This window comes from Paenibacillus sp. FSL R5-0378 (assembly GCF_038009285.1).
GTDB classification, from domain to species: Bacteria; Bacillota; Bacilli; order Paenibacillales; family Paenibacillaceae; genus Paenibacillus_AQ; species Paenibacillus_AQ favisporus.
The window spans coordinates 1,956,480-1,974,763 of the sequence record NZ_JBBPAY010000001.1; the positions used below are offsets into that span (position 1 = coordinate 1,956,480).

General features: G+C 44.1%; 27 protein-coding genes and 1 pseudogene. All 28 read left to right on the forward strand.

Annotated features, from left to right (window positions below; translation table 11 throughout):
• Positions 1-44 precede the first annotated feature (44 nt).
• The 28 genes and pseudogenes from MKY74_RS09095 (at position 45) to MKY74_RS09225 (ending at position 18,274) form a co-directional block, all read left to right on the forward strand.
• Complete coding sequence (locus MKY74_RS09095; RefSeq protein ID WP_076173373.1) at positions 45-1,586, forward strand: hypothetical protein; 1,542 nt, start codon at positions 45-47, stop codon at positions 1,584-1,586.
• 186 nt (positions 1,587-1,772) lie between these two features.
• Positions 1,773-2,357 (forward strand): sigma-70 family RNA polymerase sigma factor, encoded by a 585-nt coding sequence (locus MKY74_RS09100; RefSeq protein ID WP_076173372.1) that lies wholly within the window; start codon positions 1,773-1,775, stop codon positions 2,355-2,357.
• Positions 2,347-3,102, forward strand: a complete 756-nt coding sequence (locus MKY74_RS09105; RefSeq protein ID WP_076173371.1) for a DUF3600 domain-containing protein — start codon at positions 2,347-2,349, stop codon at positions 3,100-3,102. Before MKY74_RS09100 ends, MKY74_RS09105 begins: the two co-directional genes overlap by 11 nt.
• A 193-nt stretch (positions 3,103-3,295) precedes the next feature.
• Complete coding sequence (locus tag MKY74_RS09110) at positions 3,296-3,541, forward strand: hypothetical protein (RefSeq protein ID WP_076173370.1); 246 nt, start codon at positions 3,296-3,298, stop codon at positions 3,539-3,541.
• A complete protein-coding gene (locus MKY74_RS09115; protein ID WP_076173369.1) occupies positions 3,538-3,918 on the forward strand; it encodes a retropepsin-like aspartic protease in 381 nt (126 codons plus the stop codon). Before MKY74_RS09110 ends, MKY74_RS09115 begins: the two co-directional genes overlap by 4 nt.
• A 116-nt stretch (positions 3,919-4,034) precedes the next feature.
• Complete coding sequence (locus tag MKY74_RS09120; protein ID WP_076173368.1) at positions 4,035-4,628, forward strand: YdeI/OmpD-associated family protein; 594 nt, start codon at positions 4,035-4,037, stop codon at positions 4,626-4,628.
• Between the two features lie 143 nt (positions 4,629-4,771).
• Entirely contained in the window at positions 4,772-5,311 is a 540-nt protein-coding gene (locus MKY74_RS09125) for a GNAT family N-acetyltransferase (RefSeq protein ID WP_076173367.1), read from the forward strand.
• 155 nt (positions 5,312-5,466) lie between these two features.
• The gene (locus MKY74_RS09130; RefSeq protein ID WP_076173366.1) at positions 5,467-6,648 is read left to right on the forward strand and encodes an alanyl-tRNA editing protein; all 1,182 of its coding nucleotides are present in this window, start codon (positions 5,467-5,469) and stop codon (positions 6,646-6,648) included.
• A gap of 135 nt (positions 6,649-6,783) precedes the next feature.
• Positions 6,784-6,879: a competence inhibitor ComI gene (comI, locus tag MKY74_RS09135; RefSeq protein WP_219930283.1), complete on the forward strand. Its 96-nt coding sequence runs from the start codon at positions 6,784-6,786 to the stop codon at positions 6,877-6,879.
• A gap of 213 nt (positions 6,880-7,092) precedes the next feature.
• Positions 7,093-7,617 (forward strand): DNA topology modulation protein, encoded by a 525-nt coding sequence (locus MKY74_RS09140; RefSeq protein ID WP_076173365.1) that lies wholly within the window; start codon positions 7,093-7,095, stop codon positions 7,615-7,617.
• A 74-nt stretch (positions 7,618-7,691) separates the two neighbouring features.
• Positions 7,692-8,180 carry a DUF4830 domain-containing protein gene (locus tag MKY74_RS09145; RefSeq protein WP_076173364.1) on the forward strand — a complete coding sequence of 163 codons (489 nt, stop codon included), beginning with the start codon at positions 7,692-7,694 and terminating at the stop codon, positions 8,178-8,180.
• Positions 8,181-8,221: 41 nt separating this feature from the next.
• Positions 8,222-8,662: a GNAT family N-acetyltransferase gene (locus MKY74_RS09150; protein ID WP_076173363.1), complete on the forward strand. Its 441-nt coding sequence runs from the start codon at positions 8,222-8,224 to the stop codon at positions 8,660-8,662.
• Positions 8,663-8,769: 107 nt separating this feature from the next.
• Positions 8,770-9,477 (forward strand): tetratricopeptide repeat protein, encoded by a 708-nt coding sequence (locus MKY74_RS09155; RefSeq protein ID WP_076173362.1) that lies wholly within the window; start codon positions 8,770-8,772, stop codon positions 9,475-9,477.
• Positions 9,474-10,319 carry a hypothetical protein gene (locus MKY74_RS09160; protein WP_076173361.1) on the forward strand — a complete coding sequence of 282 codons (846 nt, stop codon included), beginning with the start codon at positions 9,474-9,476 and terminating at the stop codon, positions 10,317-10,319. The genes MKY74_RS09155 and MKY74_RS09160 overlap by 4 nt, the downstream gene beginning before the upstream one ends.
• A 13-nt stretch (positions 10,320-10,332) precedes the next feature.
• Positions 10,333-10,839 (forward strand): DUF6886 family protein, encoded by a 507-nt coding sequence (locus MKY74_RS09165; protein WP_076173360.1) that lies wholly within the window; start codon positions 10,333-10,335, stop codon positions 10,837-10,839.
• A gap of 176 nt (positions 10,840-11,015) precedes the next feature.
• Positions 11,016-11,144, forward strand: a pseudogene (locus MKY74_RS35680) (DinB family protein); the annotation flags it as partial.
• A gap of 45 nt (positions 11,145-11,189) precedes the next feature.
• Positions 11,190-11,504 carry a hypothetical protein gene (locus MKY74_RS09170; RefSeq protein ID WP_076173359.1) on the forward strand — a complete coding sequence of 105 codons (315 nt, stop codon included), beginning with the start codon at positions 11,190-11,192 and terminating at the stop codon, positions 11,502-11,504.
• A gap of 35 nt (positions 11,505-11,539) precedes the next feature.
• Entirely contained in the window at positions 11,540-11,983 is a 444-nt protein-coding gene (locus MKY74_RS09175; RefSeq protein WP_076173358.1) for a VOC family protein, read from the forward strand.
• A 29-nt stretch (positions 11,984-12,012) separates the two neighbouring features.
• The gene (locus MKY74_RS09180) at positions 12,013-12,381 is read left to right on the forward strand and encodes a VOC family protein (protein ID WP_076173357.1); all 369 of its coding nucleotides are present in this window, start codon (positions 12,013-12,015) and stop codon (positions 12,379-12,381) included.
• Positions 12,382-12,407: 26 nt separating this feature from the next.
• Positions 12,408-12,755: a hypothetical protein gene (locus MKY74_RS09185; protein WP_144025477.1), complete on the forward strand. Its 348-nt coding sequence runs from the start codon at positions 12,408-12,410 to the stop codon at positions 12,753-12,755.
• Between the two features lie 22 nt (positions 12,756-12,777).
• On the forward strand, positions 12,778-13,146 hold the full coding sequence (locus MKY74_RS09190; protein WP_076173355.1) for a DUF2185 domain-containing protein: 369 nt from the start codon (positions 12,778-12,780) through the stop codon (positions 13,144-13,146).
• Between the two features lie 297 nt (positions 13,147-13,443).
• On the forward strand, positions 13,444-14,133 hold the full coding sequence (locus tag MKY74_RS09195) for a class I SAM-dependent methyltransferase (RefSeq protein WP_076173354.1): 690 nt from the start codon (positions 13,444-13,446) through the stop codon (positions 14,131-14,133).
• A gap of 35 nt (positions 14,134-14,168) precedes the next feature.
• Entirely contained in the window at positions 14,169-14,693 is a 525-nt protein-coding gene (locus MKY74_RS09200; protein WP_076173353.1) for a DinB family protein, read from the forward strand.
• Positions 14,694-14,767: 74 nt separating this feature from the next.
• Positions 14,768-15,808 (forward strand): NAD(P)-dependent alcohol dehydrogenase, encoded by a 1,041-nt coding sequence (locus MKY74_RS09205; RefSeq protein WP_244169352.1) that lies wholly within the window; start codon positions 14,768-14,770, stop codon positions 15,806-15,808.
• A gap of 97 nt (positions 15,809-15,905) precedes the next feature.
• A complete protein-coding gene (locus MKY74_RS09210) occupies positions 15,906-16,340 on the forward strand; it encodes a VOC family protein (RefSeq protein ID WP_076173352.1) in 435 nt (144 codons plus the stop codon).
• 38 nt (positions 16,341-16,378) lie between these two features.
• The gene (locus tag MKY74_RS09215) at positions 16,379-16,813 is read left to right on the forward strand and encodes a GNAT family N-acetyltransferase (RefSeq protein WP_076173351.1); all 435 of its coding nucleotides are present in this window, start codon (positions 16,379-16,381) and stop codon (positions 16,811-16,813) included.
• Between the two features lie 78 nt (positions 16,814-16,891).
• Positions 16,892-17,398, forward strand: a complete 507-nt coding sequence (locus tag MKY74_RS09220) for a GNAT family N-acetyltransferase (RefSeq protein ID WP_244169351.1) — start codon at positions 16,892-16,894, stop codon at positions 17,396-17,398.
• Positions 17,399-17,473: 75 nt separating this feature from the next.
• Positions 17,474-18,274 (forward strand): HAD family hydrolase, encoded by an 801-nt coding sequence (locus MKY74_RS09225; RefSeq protein ID WP_076173350.1) that lies wholly within the window; start codon positions 17,474-17,476, stop codon positions 18,272-18,274.
• The last annotated feature ends 10 nt before the right edge of the window (positions 18,275-18,284 follow it).

Below are 18,284 nucleotides of genomic sequence, written 5' to 3' on the forward strand. Positions count from 1 at the left end.
GATAGAAAGGTACGAAACTAAATCCATCAGGGAGTGGATGAACGATGAACTATAAAATCCTGCCTTTTTCACAAATCAAACATTTGCTGCCAGTGGACAGTTGGGCCTATGTTCGCAATGAACGAAACGACGGCGAATTCGAAAACGAATCCGTCATTTTATTCGAGGGGGATACTCGACTTGCAAACTTGAATCTGGATAAGCCCTTCGGCGAGGAATCTGTCTTTATCGTCCTGGTGGACGGCAACCTCGTCGTTGATTCCTATATTTACAATGAAGACACCGACGGTGCGACGGGACTGACCGTATTGGGCGATCTCCAAGCGAGAAATATGGTGGTTGGTGGCCAGGAGATTTATGTGACAGGCGATTTGCAGGTATCGGAGTTGTTCTGGGGGGATTATAATCACGGCGATTTGACGGTAGCAGGAAATGCTGCTGCCCTTCTTTTCATGGACACTGAAGAGTATCATGTATCGATTCATGGGGAGAAGAATTTTAAGCTTCGAATCAACGAGTGGGACGAATTCGGGAACGGGTATGACCTTGACGAAGACTTGCTCCAAGAGGTATTTATACAGGACTGCCTGATCCAGACCGATGAAGAAGTCATGCTGTACAGGGAGAGAATGCTGGAACATTTCGAAAGCGGATGTTCGGTCATTGTGCCAGCTAAAGTCACTACCGCAAGCGAAATCGACATCCCTTTCCTGTTTGAAAATGCTGAAATCAGCATCGTGAACCTGTGTCGGCTGACAGACTCGATCTTGATGCCGTCCGAAGCTAACGCAAACGGAAACCGGAAATATGAGTTTTGGTTGCAGGACGATTTTTATCGTGTTATTCGTTCGCAGGCGCCGTCGCCATATCGGGCGGTTTATTTGCAGCAAGATCCTTTGGCCGTCATCGTTGATATAAAAGAGAACGAGCAGGGGGATCGACGACTAAGCAGATGGGTCCGGCGTGCGAAAAACCAGGATTTGAGCCTGAACATCAGGTGGCGCTACATTGAGGGGGAAGACACGGAATGGCACGCACTGGACGCTCATTCTCCGAACGATATCCATCTCCTTCTGCAAAACGGTTGGCGCACATTGCTGACGCAAGTGTCCGGGTTCGAATACTATCGCCGATTCATCCGTCCGGAACGAGTCAGAGCGCTCCTTTCTTTGCCTCTTGCTGAACCGTATGATGACTTTTATGACGATGATAAAAGCGGATTCTGGAGCGGCAGCATATACACTGCATTTCGGCAGCCTGGCGTGGTTCGCGATGGGGAGGAAAAGTCGCCCTGCTTTCTTGTCGCAAGAGAAAAAGGAGAGGAGATGGATATCTACCATTTTGTACTTGAAAAAGATACGGATGGAACGGAATACGTCCATATCCTTTACCAGGCTGAAAATGGATATGAACATAGGGCTTTTCCCCTCTGGGATCCGGACAAGCTGAAGACCGCCTTCTGGCTCTTTCGTATGGCCGAGAGAACGCTGCTTTCGCTCAATCGGAGCTTGCTTGAAGGGAGAGCTCCCTACGAGGCGGAAACGTTCGCCATTGAGTATTGGGAACAAAAAGGTTATCTGAGATAGCTGAGTTAATGAAAAGCCAATCTCATCTAAATTGAGTTTCAAGACACCCCCAAGAAAGTCCTTCGATTGTTATCCGGAGGGCTTTTACCATTTCTTTGACCCTTACACAGAATCATTTAGAAAATAATTCGAACGATATCATTCGTTTTTACCAATAAATAGTGTAGGCATAAAAGGAGGTGGCAAATGAATCATCCAACTGAATATGCGAAGCTCGTTGCACTTACATTAGCAGGAAGCCGTGATGCGTTTGGTGAGTTATATGAAGCAACCATCAAGGACATTTACAAAACCGTTTATTTTCTGGTAAAAGAACAGTCTGATGCCGAGGATGTTATTCAGGAGATTTATATTCAGGTATATCGCTCTCTCGAAAAGTTTGATGCAAACAGGCCGTTTCGGCCTTGGTTAATGGGAATCGTGATGCGGCAAATTCAAGCACATCGAAGAAAGCGTTGGACACATGTAAGAATCATCAAAAGAGTGGAACAGATTGAACAAGCGGTGGTCTACGATTTCTCCAATGAAGTGGTGAACAAGGTATCGAACCGTTCGCTGCTTGCATGCGTAGATCGGCTTCCTTTTAAGCTAAAGATCGTAATTACCTTACATTATTTAAACGATTACACGCAAGAAGAGATTGCATCCATCCTAGAGATACCTCTTGGTACCGTAAAATCAAGGATCCATGCTGCTCTGCAAAAGATTCGTAAAAAACAAAATATGAACATTCTGGCAAGGGGAAGGGTGGAGAAACTAAATGAGTCTTGATGAAAGATTAAAAACTGCCTTTAAGGAAGAAACCAAAGATTGGAACTTACCCGCTAATCTTAAGGGAAAAATACTGGGCCGGGTCGTAACTCATCAACCTGGACGGCGAATGAAGAAATGGGTTGCTGCAGGTATTTTGGCCGCGGTCTTGTTAATCCCGACAGGCGCATATGCCGGGTACAGTTACCTAGCGGACTCCATCTATGGTTCACAGGAGAATATCGCCAAGTATGGGGTGGGTCAAAATCAGTACGAAGAGCTAGAGGCAAAGCTGCAGAGCGCCAAACAAAACCTCAGTGAAGAGGATTTTACAAAATGGATGTCTTTACTTAAAGAGTTGGGAACCATTAATATGAAAATTGCCGATGTTAATGGGGATGCTCATCCTGATCGATTGAGCGCAGATGAACAAAAACATTATAATAGCTTAATATCTGAGCTAGAGCCTATCTTTAATAAATTAAACGAAATTCAATCATCTCCAAAAAGGGAAGTTAAAATGGCAGATAACGCTGCTTTCTGGGGAGAAATCGTAGACCAAGCCAGACAGGCATTCAGCAAAGAGGAATTCGATGAGTTCCAAACATTGATTAATGAATTGAAGGTCTACGACGCCAAGACGCTTGATCCAGATGGGAGCGTCCATCTAGAACGAATTTCAGAGGAAGATGAATCGAATATAGATCGGGTGACAGAGAAGCTGCAGCCGTATTTTAAAAAATTGGGCATTACAGTAAAGCCATGATCTTGATTTTGAACAGCATCATCACTGGGGGGCCGATTGACGGCCCCTTGGTGTGCCCGGTTCGTAATCCATTGTTAAAGGATGGTTCGATGAGGGGACACTTTTTGAAAAAATATCAGCACCTGATAACAATTCTGTTTAAGGTTTATTAATAGATGATACAATATATTTAAAACGTTTGGAGGGATCTAACGTGAAGTGGCAAGAAGTACAGCAAATCTTCCCAAACCAATTTGTAAAGTTTGAAATTCTTCATTCCGAAGAGAAAGATTGCCAAGAAATTATTGATGATGTGGCTGTAATTGGGCCTATTAGAGATGAAGAAGCGACAGAGGAGTTATTAAATAGTAAAGGTAAAACCTTGGTTTATCACACATCAAAGGATCAGGTTATTGTGAAAATTCGGAAGAACGTTGGCCTGAGGAGATACCTTAAATGAAAATTGAATATAGAGATGGGTTATTATTTACAGAGGTGACTGTGCATTTCAATGGGCAAAAGAAAACTATAAATAATATAGTTATAGATACAGGAGCAAGCCACACCTTGATTTCACAGGATGAAGTAGATGATATCGGTATTCGGGTCACCCTAGAAGATGATATCATAACCAGTTATGGAATCGGCGGAAAAGAGCATGCATTCACCAAGGAAATTGAAGCATTCCAGGTAGGAGAATACACCTTAAGGAATATCCAATTGGACTTTACTTCATTCAGATATCATACGATTAACGGATTACTAGGATTGGATATCTTAATAAATGGCAAATTCAATATAGATCTAGACAAACTCGAACTACTGCGTCTGCAATGAAGATTGCGGATTTTTTGTTTATTTTCAAAGGATAAAACCCCGTATCAGACACCAACTTTCTGTAAACAAATATGGATATATACCAAAACCGCTGCGAGAAAAGGAATAGCATAACCATGGAAAATAAAATGAATCCCAAAGTAGATGCATATGTAGGCAGAGCCACGATGTGGCTTGAAGAAACGGAGAAATTGAGAGAGATTTTGCTTGATTGCGGGCTTACCGAAGAATTAAAGTGGGGCAAACCTTGTTACACGTCACAGGGGCGAAATATCGTGATCATCCAGGGATTTAAAGCCTACTTGGCGCTCCTGTTTTTTAAAGGCTACATGCTGCAAGATCCCCATGGCATTCTGGTTAAAACCGGGGAGAATACGAAAGTAGGGCGTCAGATCCGGTTTAACGATACCCAAGAAATCGTAGAGCTGGAACCCATTTTGAGAGCTTATATTGCGGAAGCCATTGAAGTCGAACAATCCGGTGTGAAAGAGGATATCATCAAAGAAACACAACTTGATATTCCCGAAGAGTTTCAATATAAACTAGATGAAAACCCTGCCTTGAAAGCTGCTTTTGAAGCATTGACGCCGGGGCGGCAAAGAGCGTACGTGTATTATTTTTCGGCGCCCAAGCAATCCAAAACCCGGGAGTCCCGGGTCGAAAAGTGTACACAGCAAATCCTCGATGGCAAGGGATTGAACGATCGGTAAAACCCAGCAGAAAGGGCATAGCCAAATTCAGTTTTTAAGACGGATTTTACATCTGGAAAATGCAGCATTCATCCAATCCTCCAAGTCCTTTTATATACTTAAATCTGAGTATAGCTAATCACAAGGACTAGGGTGGCGATGACATGTTAAAACAACGTGATTTGCACGAATGCCATGCACTGTACAACCTGATGACGGATCCGGCCGTTTTTCCCTATGTCCGTTATCCATGCCAATCGTATGAGGAATACTTATTCATCACCAAGCAGTTGATCATTGATGAAGAGCAGGGGACGTGCATCTCCAGAACGATTCTTGACGAGATCGGCCATCCCATCGGCACCATTGATCTATATCATATCCATCATCGAACAGGCTTCCTGGCGACTTGGATTGGGGCCCCTTATTTTGGAAAAGGGTATAACCAACGGGCAAAGGAGGCGTTTTTGGCTGAATTGTTTCTTGGACAGGATATTGAAACGATCTTTTTGAAGATCCGCACCCAAAACATCCGGTCGAAGAGAGCAGTGGAAAAGCTGCCATACGTCAAATTAGCCAACGAGCGGTACGAGCAGGTCTATCAATCGATTAATCGCTCGCAGCAGCGCTATGATTTGTATGGTGTGGAGCGGTCTGATTTTTTGGAAAGCAGTAGAGGCATACAGCATGGGGTTGCGACATAACCGATCGTGCAAAAATGTTCTAACATATCATGAAGACCGTTCTGTTGGGATGATTGCAGACGGTTTTTTCTTTTTCTGAAGATTTGGCGCAGGGGGACCGTTTTATAGTAAGCTGGATTTAAAGCAAATTTAACTATGACAGTGAGGACAAGAACATGACGAAAAAGCTATATTACGAATCTGCATATACCCGGGAGTGGGAGACGCGTATCACCCGCAAAGTGGAGCGGGAAGACGGAAAAACCTATGTGGTCCTGGAAGAGACGGCCTTTTATCCTCACGGCGGTGGGCAGCCCTGTGATCTCGGATGGATCGATACGATCCCGGTGCTGGATGTCGTTCTTGAGGAAGGAGAAATCCTGCATAAAGTCGAGCGTTTTCCTGAAAAAGAAGACGTCCGCTGCCGATTGGATTGGGACAGAAGGTTCGACCATATGCAGCATCACAGCGGCCAGCACTTGCTGTCGGCGATGTGTCTGGAGGTGTGTAAAGCGGAGACGCTCAGCTTCCACTTAGGTGAGGATTACGCCACCATTGATATCGCACGGTCCGATCTGCCTCCGCACGAGCTGATGATGCTGGAGCTGGAAGTAAACGATCAGATTTACTTGAATCGAAAAGTAACGAGTTATTTTGTGAGTCAGGAGCAGGCAGCGGCCCTGCCTCTGGTAAAGCAGCCGAAGGTGACCGATAATATTCGGATCGTTGAGATTGAAGGCATCGAGTATAACGCCTGCGGCGGTACGCATGTCTCCGCAACGGGTGAGATTGGGATGATCAAACTGCTGCGAGCGGAGAAGCAGAAGGGGCATACGCGTGTTTATTTTAAATGCGGCTATCGGGCGCTCAGAGAATTTAATGCCGGCATGGAGATTCTCGGCAGCTTGTCGGCCCGGTTTAATACCTCCAAGGAAGAAATTATGGACCGGATTGCAAAATGGGATCAGGAGCAGAAGCAGCTCCAGGCTGAATTAACCGCTGTAAAAGCTAAGAATGACGCTTACCTGGCTGAGAAGCTGCTAGCCGACCGTCAGGGCAGCCTGATCATGCATGCTTTTGCGGACAAGCCGCTGAAAGATATGCAGAACCTGGCGGCCAAACTTACCGAGCAAGCGGATGTGATCGTGCTTTTCGTATCAGGTGCGGACCATAAGGTGCTTCTCGCCCGGGGAGGGGAAAGTGAACTCGCCTGCGGCGCGCTATTCAAGCAGCATCTGGCCGACTATCGTGGTAAAGGCGGAGGCAGCGATAAAATGGCGCAGGCCGGTTTTGCCAACGGGGAGGATGCCATGGCGTTTTACCATTTTGCGGGGGAGTTATTAGAGTCGGTGGATTGAGGAAATTAACAGGGGCCCAAACCACTTTTAAATACCGAACAATTGTTCTTCATACTATTGGTAGATGATGGTATAATAGGGAAAGACAATTGAATCTTGGGTGGGCATGGTTTCCCTTCGAAAGGAGGTGAAGCCATGGAGGTTAAAGATGCGTTGACGATCATGTTTCTATTTGGATCGTTTATCCTTGCACTCTTAACATACATCAATTCGAACAACAAGAGAAAGTAAAAACCCACCCCAAGGTTAGCGCCAAAGGTGGGTCTTTATTCTAATCGCTTAGAAGGGAATAAAACCATCCAAGCCAATTGTTCAGCCGAGTGTTCCCGCACTCGGCTTCTTTATACAGTATGATAACATAATTGGAAAAAGAAGTGAACCCAAAAGAGTCTTATATAAGTGGATGTTGAATAAAAATGACCTTCAACGAAAGGAGGATAACCCTTGACGAATCGAATCGCGATCATCGGCTCAGCTGGCTCCGGTAAATCTACCTTATCTCGAAGGTTAGGTGAGATTCTATCATTGCCTGTTGTTCATCTGGACCGATTTTATTGGAAACCGAACTGGACTCCAACCGTAAATGACGAATGGGATGAATTTGTGAAGGATGCTGTAAGCGAAGATCAATGGATTATCGATGGAAACTACACCAGAACCTTAGGTATTCGTTTGAGTGAAGCGGATGCCGTCATATTTTTAGATATGCCCAGACTCTTATGCATTTATAGGATCATGAAAAGACGAATCCAATATCATGGAAAAACACGACCCGATCTGAACGAGGAATGCCCCGAAAAACTGGATTGGGCTTTTTTTATTTGGGTCTGGAATTATAGGAAAAGAAGCCGATCCAAGGTCATGGAAGCACTCGAACAGGTAAAGGGTCGAAAACAAGTCGTCATATTAAAGTCGAGGAAAGAGGTACAGGAGTTTTTGGATCAGGTGAAGTATAATGGGAAAATTTAGGTGAATTTTGTGTTATATATGCGGTATCATCAATATATATGTGGGAAACCAAATGTAAGGAGGCAGGTCATTCCTTGCGATCGAAGACGATTATTTTAGTTATACTGATTGTCCTCGTACTTACAGGGTGCAAAGAAGAAAAGAAAGAATATATGCCGTTTTATAAGCCAATGCACACAGACTATTTGCAAAAATTTGGCTGGCAGGCGGAGCGCTTTGCATCGGAAACAAAATATGAAGCAAAAACTTTGCAGAGTTATAAGGATCATGTCGATACTATCCGAACGGAAGGGAACATTGATTTGGCACCGTTTTTTAACAAGGAGGTTGTAGAGACGGGTTATGTTCTTAAGGAAAAAACGGATCTATATAATCAGATTGTTGCCTATATTTTAGAATCCGAAGGAAAGGTCATCGGAGGCTATCTAGAATTTAATCATGAGGTGCTGCAACCGGATGGAGTGATCGAAGTTCACCCTGGCCAAACTACACCGATGTTCGATGCCAATGATTCCAACAAGCAATTTGTAATAGGACGTATTATAAAACCAGACAGTAAATAAGTAATGGCCTTTTACTTTTGAAAGCAGGGAGAAACTGTTCAATGATTACTATAAGAGAAATAACGAAAGCCGACTTGAATGACCTATGCCGTCTGTACGAGGAGCTCATGGATCATCAGCCTAACAATTACGAAAAGATGGTCAAAGTATTTGATATCATCCAAGCCAAGGGGGACTATCATATTCTGGGAGCGTTTAAGGATGGGGAGCTGGCAGGGTCCGTTATGGGAATTGTGTGCCAGGATCTTGTCGGAGAGTGCAAACCCTTCATGGTCATTGAGAACGTGGTGGTTTCAAATCGTTTTCGCAGGCTTGGCATAGGGAAGCAGTTAATGATGAATATCGAGGCCATAGCACGGGAGAGAAACTGTAATTATGTTATTTTTGTGTCCGGTGGACAGAGAAAGGAAGCCCATGCCTTTTATGAGAAATTAGGATTTAAAGATGAGAAGGTCGAGGGGTATCGGAAGCATTTGTCTTGAAGAAGGGATGGACGTTACTCAGATACCATTTATATGAGTATTTTGAAAAGAGAATACGAGGAGCTAAATCAGCACTTGATATAAAATTTGGAGGGATCAATCCTTAAATGTCCCTATACGATATTGGTGATCAATTATATTTTGAAGGTAGATATCAAGAGGCAGCTGACATTTTTAGAGAGTGTATCGATAAACAGCTTGAATTGAACTCAAGTATCAACTACCTGGGCTGCTGTGAATTGCAATTGGGGAACTTTGAGCAAGCATTAGGTTGGTTTGATGAAGTGATAGGCAGAGCCCCACATTGGGAAAGACCTCACATGAATAAGAGCAGAGTTTTCATAAAGCAGGGAAACCTAATTGAAGCAAAGAAGTGCTTAGATGATGCACTACAAATAAATCCTGAACATGAAGATGTTTATTACTATCTTGGGATTTACTATGAAAAATGCGACGACCTATTCAAAGCAGAAGAAGCATATAACAAATCCTTGGGTATCGATGCGAATCAACCGGAAACCTTATTAAATCAAGGAATTGTAGTCTCTCGCCAAGGTAAATATGTTGAGGCAATCGGGTATTTTCAGAAGGTCATTGCGCTTGATCCGAATGAAAGTGATGCTTACTGGAATATTACTCAGATCTATGTATCGACAAAAGACTATAACCAGGCATTATTGTATTTGGATAAATATATGTTTTTAAACAAGGATGATGAGGAAGCTCAAGAATTAAGAGTAACATTGGAGCGGGAAATGACAGATTCGAGGACCCCAATTACAAAAGACATCAGCAAAAGGGAGACATCATCTTGACACAAACCAAATTAATTCTAGTGGAAGGTATACCCGGATCGGGTAAAACCTCTACAGCTCGATATATTAAGGGGCTGCTGGATACACAGGGTATAAGCAACCAGATGTTTCTTGAAGGGGATTTGAATCATCCGGCGGATTATGAGTCCGTGGCTTGTTTGGACTTTAAAGAGTATGAAGTGTTGAAAAATAAGTACCCTGAATTGGGCGATATAATAAATCAATTCACTCAGACGATAGGGCAATACCGGCTAATTTACTATGGCAAATTACAGCAACAAATACCTATCGACCAATATAAAACCCTCATCGATAAGCTAGCTGGATTTGATATATACAATGGATCGTTGGATCGATATCAAGAGCTCGTCATTGAAAGATGGGAAGAGTTCGTTAGCCATGCTCAAAAGGCGGAAGGAACCGTCATATTAGAATGCTGTTTTTTGCAGAATCCGCTGACTATGATGTTCGGGCGGTTCAATCAGCCAAAGCAAGTGATTACTGATTTTATAAAGAGAATAGAAATGATTATTCAACTTTTACATCCTAAAATCATTTACTTTTATCAAGACGATATAAGGTCAACCATCAGCAGAGTCACTCAGGAACGATCGGATGATTGGCTGCGCCATATTACCTGGTATTTCACAGAGCAGGGATTCGGTAAGGCAAAGGGATATCACGGTGTGGATGGTCTTTGTGAGGTGCTGAAGGTACGAAAGGAATATGAATTAGACATCATGGATCATTTGAAAATCGATAAATTAACGATAAATAATACGGAATTTGATTGGGAACCTGTGTTACAGGAGGTAAGGGGGTTTTTGGAAGTAGTGCGATGAAGGGGAAATACATATGAAGCTGTTTCATTTTAGCGAAGAACCTGGCATCCAAGTCTTTGAACCTCGGACCATATACGATCAAACCGATGCAAAAGTCTGGACGATCGATGAGTACCATGCGCCGCATTATTATTTTCCACGAGCATGCCCCAGAGTCTGCATTTGGCCAAAGGATGATACAAGTAATATGGATAATGAACGTTTTTTTGGAATGTCGAAAACTAGCCGGATAATAGCCATTGAGAACGGGTGGTGTGAACGGGTAAAAAAGGGTTCTATCTATCGTTACATCTTTGATCCAGCTGATTTCGAGTTGGAAGAAGAGAATGCGGGATACTATGTATCAAGACGTCCGGTTGTACCAATGGAAGTAGAGAGAATCGACGATTTGATCACTGCGATTCTGAATGAGGGTATAGAGCTAAGGATCACTCCATCGTTACAGCCCCTGCGAGAACAAGTATTGAAGTCCACCGTCAACTTTTCCATGATCCGTATGAGAAATGCAAGACAAGAATAATAAGTTAAAAGATTTCAGTCGCCAGGGGGCTTTCTCCTATTGGTCATCTACATGTATAATCATGGAAAAAGCTCCAGACAACAAACGACCCAGCCTAGAATAAAAGTGTTCTATGGCTGGGTTATTTCATAAAGAAGAGCGGAAGAGGAAGGATTTCGAATGCAGATCTTGAGAAAACCGTCTCTTTTGGACATGAAAATGAGGAGCAGGCAACGATACGCTGGGGGATATGGCATATGGCCGACCATAACCGCTATCATCAGGCGCATATCAATCTGCTTCGAAAGTGGTATAAAGAAAAGTGAATTCAAGGCAAAGTAGCTGGAAATGTTCTAAGAGTCTAAGGAGGTATGATGAATAACGTTTTGAAGTGGGCCCTTGTCCTGGTTGGCGCTGTATTGCTAGTTTTAGTGATGACCTGTCCAAATGAGGAAGATTACACAAAATGGCTTTCCTCGGAACACGGCATCGTATGTGTGAATACCGGACCGGACATGGGGTGCAAGAGACAAGAAGCCGAGGTTAAGTGGAAATCGAGATATATTATGCACGCGGGGATTTTTATACAGGTGAGGGATAAGTATTCTGAAGGAAATATGGATTATGAAATAAAGGCCTTCGGGCTTTTTAATCACTTTTTTGATTATTCTTCAAACCCAAAATAAGACTAAAAACCCATCCAAACGAAGGAGTGTATCCCATGAGTCCAACATTTGCTTTCTCCCGTATTGGCTACGTATATGTTCCGACAACCCGTATTGATGAATCTATTGCGTGGTACACGGAAAACTTGGATTTTAAGTTAATGAATAAGTTTCAGGACCGAGGGTCTTATATCGCCGTGCTGCATCATCCTCATCAACATTCGATCGCTTTGCTGCTCATTGAAACAGAAGACAAGCAGCCGCTTGAAATTATGAGGAACGGCAAGCCTTTTCCGATCATGTCGATAAACTGTCCGGACATTGAGTACACACATCAATTCATGAGGGACAAGGGGCTGATGGTCGAAGATTTGCAGACTCTCGGATCTGGAGAAGCTAAATATTTTTATTTTAGAGATCATGAGGGGAATCTGCTGGAGGCTGCTTGGTCCATATGGGATCCACAGGACGAATTGAAAGAGGATTTTGTAAGGAGGTAACCCATATCAAGAGAGGAGGGCGTTGTTTAATGGAATTGTTGAGCGGATACATTTATATCCCTGTAACGAATCTGGAACGCTCCGTAGAATGGTATGCCAAATATCTTCATTTTGAAACTGCGTTTGAAGATCCTTTGTACGTGGAAATGAGGTCAACAACGGGAATCCGGATCATGCTGATCGTAAGTGAAGAAGCGGTAAACTCACAGATGACGTATTCAAGTGGTCCGCAGGCTGCGTATGGTTTTGTCGTTCCTGCTATTGATCAAGCCAGGCAGTGGCTGATGGATCATGGGATTGAAGTCAGACGGATTTCGAATTACCAGGGGAAGTCTTTTGGATTTTATGATCCGGATGGGAACATCATCGAATTGTGGAGTGACTATCCGAAGGCATAACCCATGCCTGAAAGGATTGCAAAAGGGTGATTGCAAAAATGATAAAGAGGTTAGCGCTAGTTCCATATAATATGCTGATGCTGCTCGTGTGGATGTACTGGTACAGCCTTTTTTATTGGTGTATGGAGGGATATGTGCCTGCCTATCTCATCATTGGAAGCTGCTTGTTCCTCGCTCTGGTGTGGATTTACGGTAATGTTTTTTGGATACGAAGGGCTCAGCTTGCTTGGGGAAGTTCCGTCTTCATCATTACATTAACCCTGGTTTTGATGTATTTTGACCCTGTATTAAAGCCCATTTATTTTGAAAAGATCAATTCGAAAGCGATGCATCAATCTTTTCAAATCCTAGCGTATTTTAGAGATTGGAAATGATGATTTAGCAACAGGAGTGACGATGTTGAACTATCAGAATAAAAAGAAGTATTTTTTGTCAGCGGATCAGATCGTACAGTTCATCGACTCGAATGAAGGGTGTATTGCCAGCGACCGAATCACGGTGGATGGCTGCAAGGTCGGATTTATGTATCGGGAAGAAGTTTCGGGTAGCCCATATCCGGACAGCGGATGGCGGTTCATGGCCGGTGACGAAAACGAAGAATACATGGACAATGCCGATAACCATGCCATCTATCTGGTGAACACCATATGTAATTACGATCCAGACATCATCCCTTTTCTTCACTCGCCGCCAGGGACGGCATTCATACGGAATGAACGTGGCGCTTTGGTGCTGGATAAGGAGTGGGAGGAGCCGGATGAGTAAGGGGCGCAGCGAAACTTTTCAAGTTCTGATCGAGATTTTATGTTGAAATCATCATGGGTCACAAATCTAAATAAATTGAACTAAAGAATAGGATGCAGGCAAGGGAGTAAAAGGATTCCGAAGAAGAAGCGGTCGTAAAAGCTTTCCAAAGGAAAGCTAACATCGGAAGCATATGCTTTGGCTTTCGGATTTCTACCTTAAGTGGGCCCTGTACCATCAAGAAATCCGAGAACAAGAGCGATCGTAGGAACATTTACGTACTTGCCCCATCATCCATTACTTTTAAGGAGTTATTAAATGTCAACCCAGGATCCTATCTATACGAATCACTCGAACATGTATGACGCCATGGTCAGCCGTCAACCTGATTTATATGACATCATCAATACAATCAGAGTTTTCAAAAATTTGGACGTGCTAGATTTAGGCGCAGGGGCGGGGCGATTATCGACGGTGATTGCGTCTGAGGCGAAATCTCTAATCTGCACGGATATCTCTCGTCCGATGTTGGACATCTTGGAGAGCAAGCTGCAGGGGATGAACGGTCCGCTGAATTGGAAAACCGTGGTGTCGGACCATAGGCAGCTGCCCCTACCCGATCAGAGCATTGACCTGGTTGTCTCGGGATGGAGTATTTGTTACCTGGCCGATGCATCAGATCATCGCTGGGAACAGAATCTGGAACAAATCATGGCCGAGCTGCAGCGGGTGTTAAGGCCGAATGGAACGATCATCATTTTTGAAACGATGGGAACGGGATATGAGACGCCGCATCCCCCTGGATTTTTACAGCCGTATTATGCATTACTTCAAGACAAATACGGATTTGACCATCAATGGATCAGAACCGATTATGACTTTGGGAGTATCGAAGAAGCCATTCATCATACGGAGTTTTTCTTCGGACCAGAACTCGTTGATCGGATCCTTCAGAATCAGTGGGCATCGGTTCCGGAATGTGCGGGAATCTGGTGGAAGCATTTTTGAAGATGAGCTATTAAATAGCCAAAAGGAGTGTTGATATGAACTTCCATTTGAATGAAGCTCTCGAAATATTGGAGCGCACGCCGCAAACCTTGGAACGCTTCTTATCCGGTCTATCCGAGGGATGGCTGCATAGCAATGAAGGGGAAGGAACCTGGAACCCGCTTGAAGTCGTTGAGCACCTCGTAGAAGCGGAGAAGCATAACTGGATCCCGCGGATGGAATCCATTCTTGCGGAAGGGGAAAACAATCCGTTTCCCGTATTCGACCGCTATGCCCATTTGAAAGGCACGTCTGAGAGAACCATTGAAGAGGCATTATCAGAGTTCCATACCCTCAGAATGGCGAACATATCCAAACTGAGGGCGGTCGTCAATCCTCATGATCTGGAAAAGACCGGTCTGCATCCGGAATTCGGCGTTGTGAAGTTAAGGGAGCTGCTCTCTGCATGGGTTGTTCATGATTTTACGCATATGGCGCAAATGGTCCGGGTGATGGCGGAGAGATACCGGGCTGATGTTGGGCCGTGGAGTGCATATTTAGGCATTTTAAAAAGGAGCTGATCTCTTCTGCTTTCGAAGAGCTGCCTAGCTCGCCTTAGCGTTAACCCTAATTTGAAGGTAGGATGGTGTCGGCCATGAAGAACGAGATCGAGACGAAAGAGCATCAAGCAAGTTTAGGAACAGGTACGATGAGGGCGCTTGTCTATGAAACTTACGGACAGCCGGATGTTCTTCGGATCGAAGAGGTGGAAATCCCTAAGCCCAAGGAACATGAAGTGTTGATCGCGGTCCACGCCGCATCTGTAAACTCCTGGGACTGGGATCTCCTGCGCGGAAAACCGTTTGTGAACCGTATTGGAGGATTGCGGAAGCCCCGTTACCGCATTTTAGGTGCAGACATTGCAGGAAGGGTTATCGCTGTGGGGGCGGCCGCCAAGCGGTTTCGTCCCGGCGACGAAGTGTTCGGGGATATTTCCGGCTGCGGCTGGGGAGGGTTTGCAGAGTACGTCTGCGCTGACGAAAAAGCACTGACGCTGAAGCCGGAAGGAGCGAGCTTTGAGCAGGCAGCAGCCATTCCTCAAGCAGCGGTTCTGGCCTTGCAAGGGCTACGCGATAAAGGAAAGCTATCGAAAGGCTGTCACGTTCTCATCAATGGAGCCGGCGGTGGTGTAGGCACGTTCGGGATTCAATACGCCAAGCTGCATGGGGCAGTGGTAACCGGCGTAGATCGGGCCGAGAAGCTGGAAACGCTGCTTTCCGTGGGGGCGGATCATGTTGTGGATTATATGAATGAAGATTTTACTGCAGGTGATAAGCGGTATGATCTGATTCTCGATGTGGTCGGAAACCGATCCGTATTTTCGATCCAGCGCGCACTCCAACAGGGCGGCACCTATGTCATGGTGGGTGGTCCCTTTCCGCGTATTTTTCAGACATTATTGACTGCACCATGGACAGCCAAGCTTCAAAAAAAGACCTTGGGATTGCTGATCCATAAGCCGAATCATGAGGACCAGTTGATCTGGAGGTCTTTGGTGGAAACGGGTCAAGTCAAACCTGTCATTGATCGGGTTTATTCGTTGGGGGACGCGGCCAAGGCTTTTGAGTATTTCGGCCAAGGTCGGGCGATAGGCAAGGTGGTCGTTCGAATAGACAGAGGCGTTCCGGAGAAATAAGGATGTTTTAAGGAAAAACCTTGTAAATTTTAGGAATCCGTATAAAATGAATTCAATGTTTCATGGGACGTTACAAAATATCGGAGGAGAAGAGGATATGATTCAATCCATCGTGCACATCGCGCTAGTCGTTAAGGATTACGATGAGGCTATCGATTTTTATACGAAGAAGCTACATTTTACGTTAGTTGAGGATACGTATCAGCCGGAACAGGATAAGCGCTGGGTTGTCGTTGCTCCTCCGGGTTCGGCAGGTACGACCATTTTGCTCGCAAGGGCATCGAAACCCGAACAGGAACCATTCATTGGCAATCAGTCCGGCGGAAGAGTGTTTTTGTTTCTGAATACGGATGATTTCTGGAGAGATTACAACGATATGATCGCCAAAGGGATCAAATTTGTGAGGGAGCCGAAAGAGCAGTCCTATGGAATGGTCGCCGTCTTTAAAGACCTGTATGGGAACCTGTGGGACTTGCTTCAATTGAAAGAAGGCCATCCGATCATGGAGCGAATGAAAGCAGGTCATTCCTAAGAGAAGGAGTACGATATTGAACCCAACAGGAGGATACGATGCCCGAAATCCCCAACATACGAAGAGGAACAGCCGATGAAGCGAATTACGTAAGAAATAAATTGATTGAATTTAACTCCAAGCAAGTTCCCAATGGCATTTATGAAGAAGTGAACCTTTGCGTAATGGATGAAGAGGAACACATCATAGCCGGCTTAAACAGTGTGATATGCTGGAACTGGATGGAAATTGATATTTTGTGGGTGGATGATGAGCATCGTGGAAGCGGGCATGGGAAAAGGTTACTGGAGGAAGCGGAAGAAATTGCACGCTCAAAGCAGTGTACTTTCATTAAATTAAATACCTTCAGCTTTCAGGCTCCTGAGTTTTATAGGAAATATGGATATAAAGAAATGGCCGTGATCGAGAACGCGCCTCTAGGAAGTAAGCATTACTACTTCATAAAAGAGTTAACAGATCATCATCAAGTTTAGGAGCATGATTGGAATGACAACAAGCTCAGGCAACGTAAGGGCTTGTTTTTTATACAAGTATTTATTGGTGAGCGGGTGATGTCATTGAAGATTGAACTGAAAGCTTTATCAGAAACCGACGACAGAAACATTTTTGAGATGATCGATGAAATTGGACTTGGAGAGAACGGGTTTACCACCAATTTTCCGGAACATGATTTCGATCAGTTTAAAGCCAGTTTACCTAGATTGGTTGAAATTTCAGTGGGGATTAACTTACCTGAGGGCTATGTTCCACAGACGATTTATTGGATGTACATCAATGATTATCCCGTTGCCTATGGAAAATTGAGACATCGATTGAATGAACGTTTAGCGGAATATGGCGGACATATCGGTTATATCGTACGGCCTAGTGAACGTGGCAAGGGCTACGGGAAGCTTTTCTTGTCGGAGCTTGTAAAGAAGGCAAAGGATTTAGGAATTGAAAAATTGCTACTCACCTGTGACGAAGTAAATATAAAGTCCAGGAAGGTCATTGAAAGTAACAGCGGAACTCTTGAGGGAATTAATAAAGGGATTTGCAAGTACTGGATACAGCTTTAATGGAAGTTCGAAATAATGGGATCGGCATGAGGTAACCCATGTGTTCATTTGTATTTCATTGAAGGGAGAATTTCAATGAATTTTGCAGCAGTTGTTTTGGATTTAGACGGAACTCTCCTCAACTCCGATAAACAAATTACTGACCGGAACTATAAGGCTATTCAGGATTGTTACGAGAAAGGAATGAAAATCATCTTTGCGACCGCACGGCCACCAAGAGCTGTGAGATGGTTATTACCGGAAGAACTACTGAGGATGGGTTCAACTATTTTTTACAACGGAGCCTATATTAAATGCGAACAAACAGGAATTCATCATCATGAACCCATTGAAGCTCGAATGACCGCTGAGGTTTTGGAACATGGGTTAAGCTGCGACATGGATTTGAAAATAAGTCTGGAAGTCATGGATGAATGGCTGAGCCTTGAGGAGTATGATTATACAGCCTATATGAAGGTTCAGGAAAATCCCACCGCGAAATCGTTGGAAGAACTAAAAAAACTGGATGCAACAAAAATTCTTTTTTACGGCAATATGGATACCAGCTCATTTAATGAGAAGCTTGCAGACCAGCTTGCAGACCAGCTTGCAGACCAATTGAATGTGATCGTTACAGATCATGGAGAACTTGTTCAGATTACTTCTAAAATGGCCTCAAAGGAGAAGGCTGTAGATCTACTATGCAAAAGCTTGAAAGTTCCTCTGGAAAATGTGATCGCCTTTGGTGACGATCGAAATGATCTTGGATTATTTAGAGTTTGTGGTTGGCCCGTGGCAATGGGAAATGCAGTGGAAGAACTAAAGGCGTTGGCAAAAGAGGTCACGGATACGAATGATAACGATGGAGTTGCGAAGATACTGGAAAATATTCTGTAGGCATTACTTC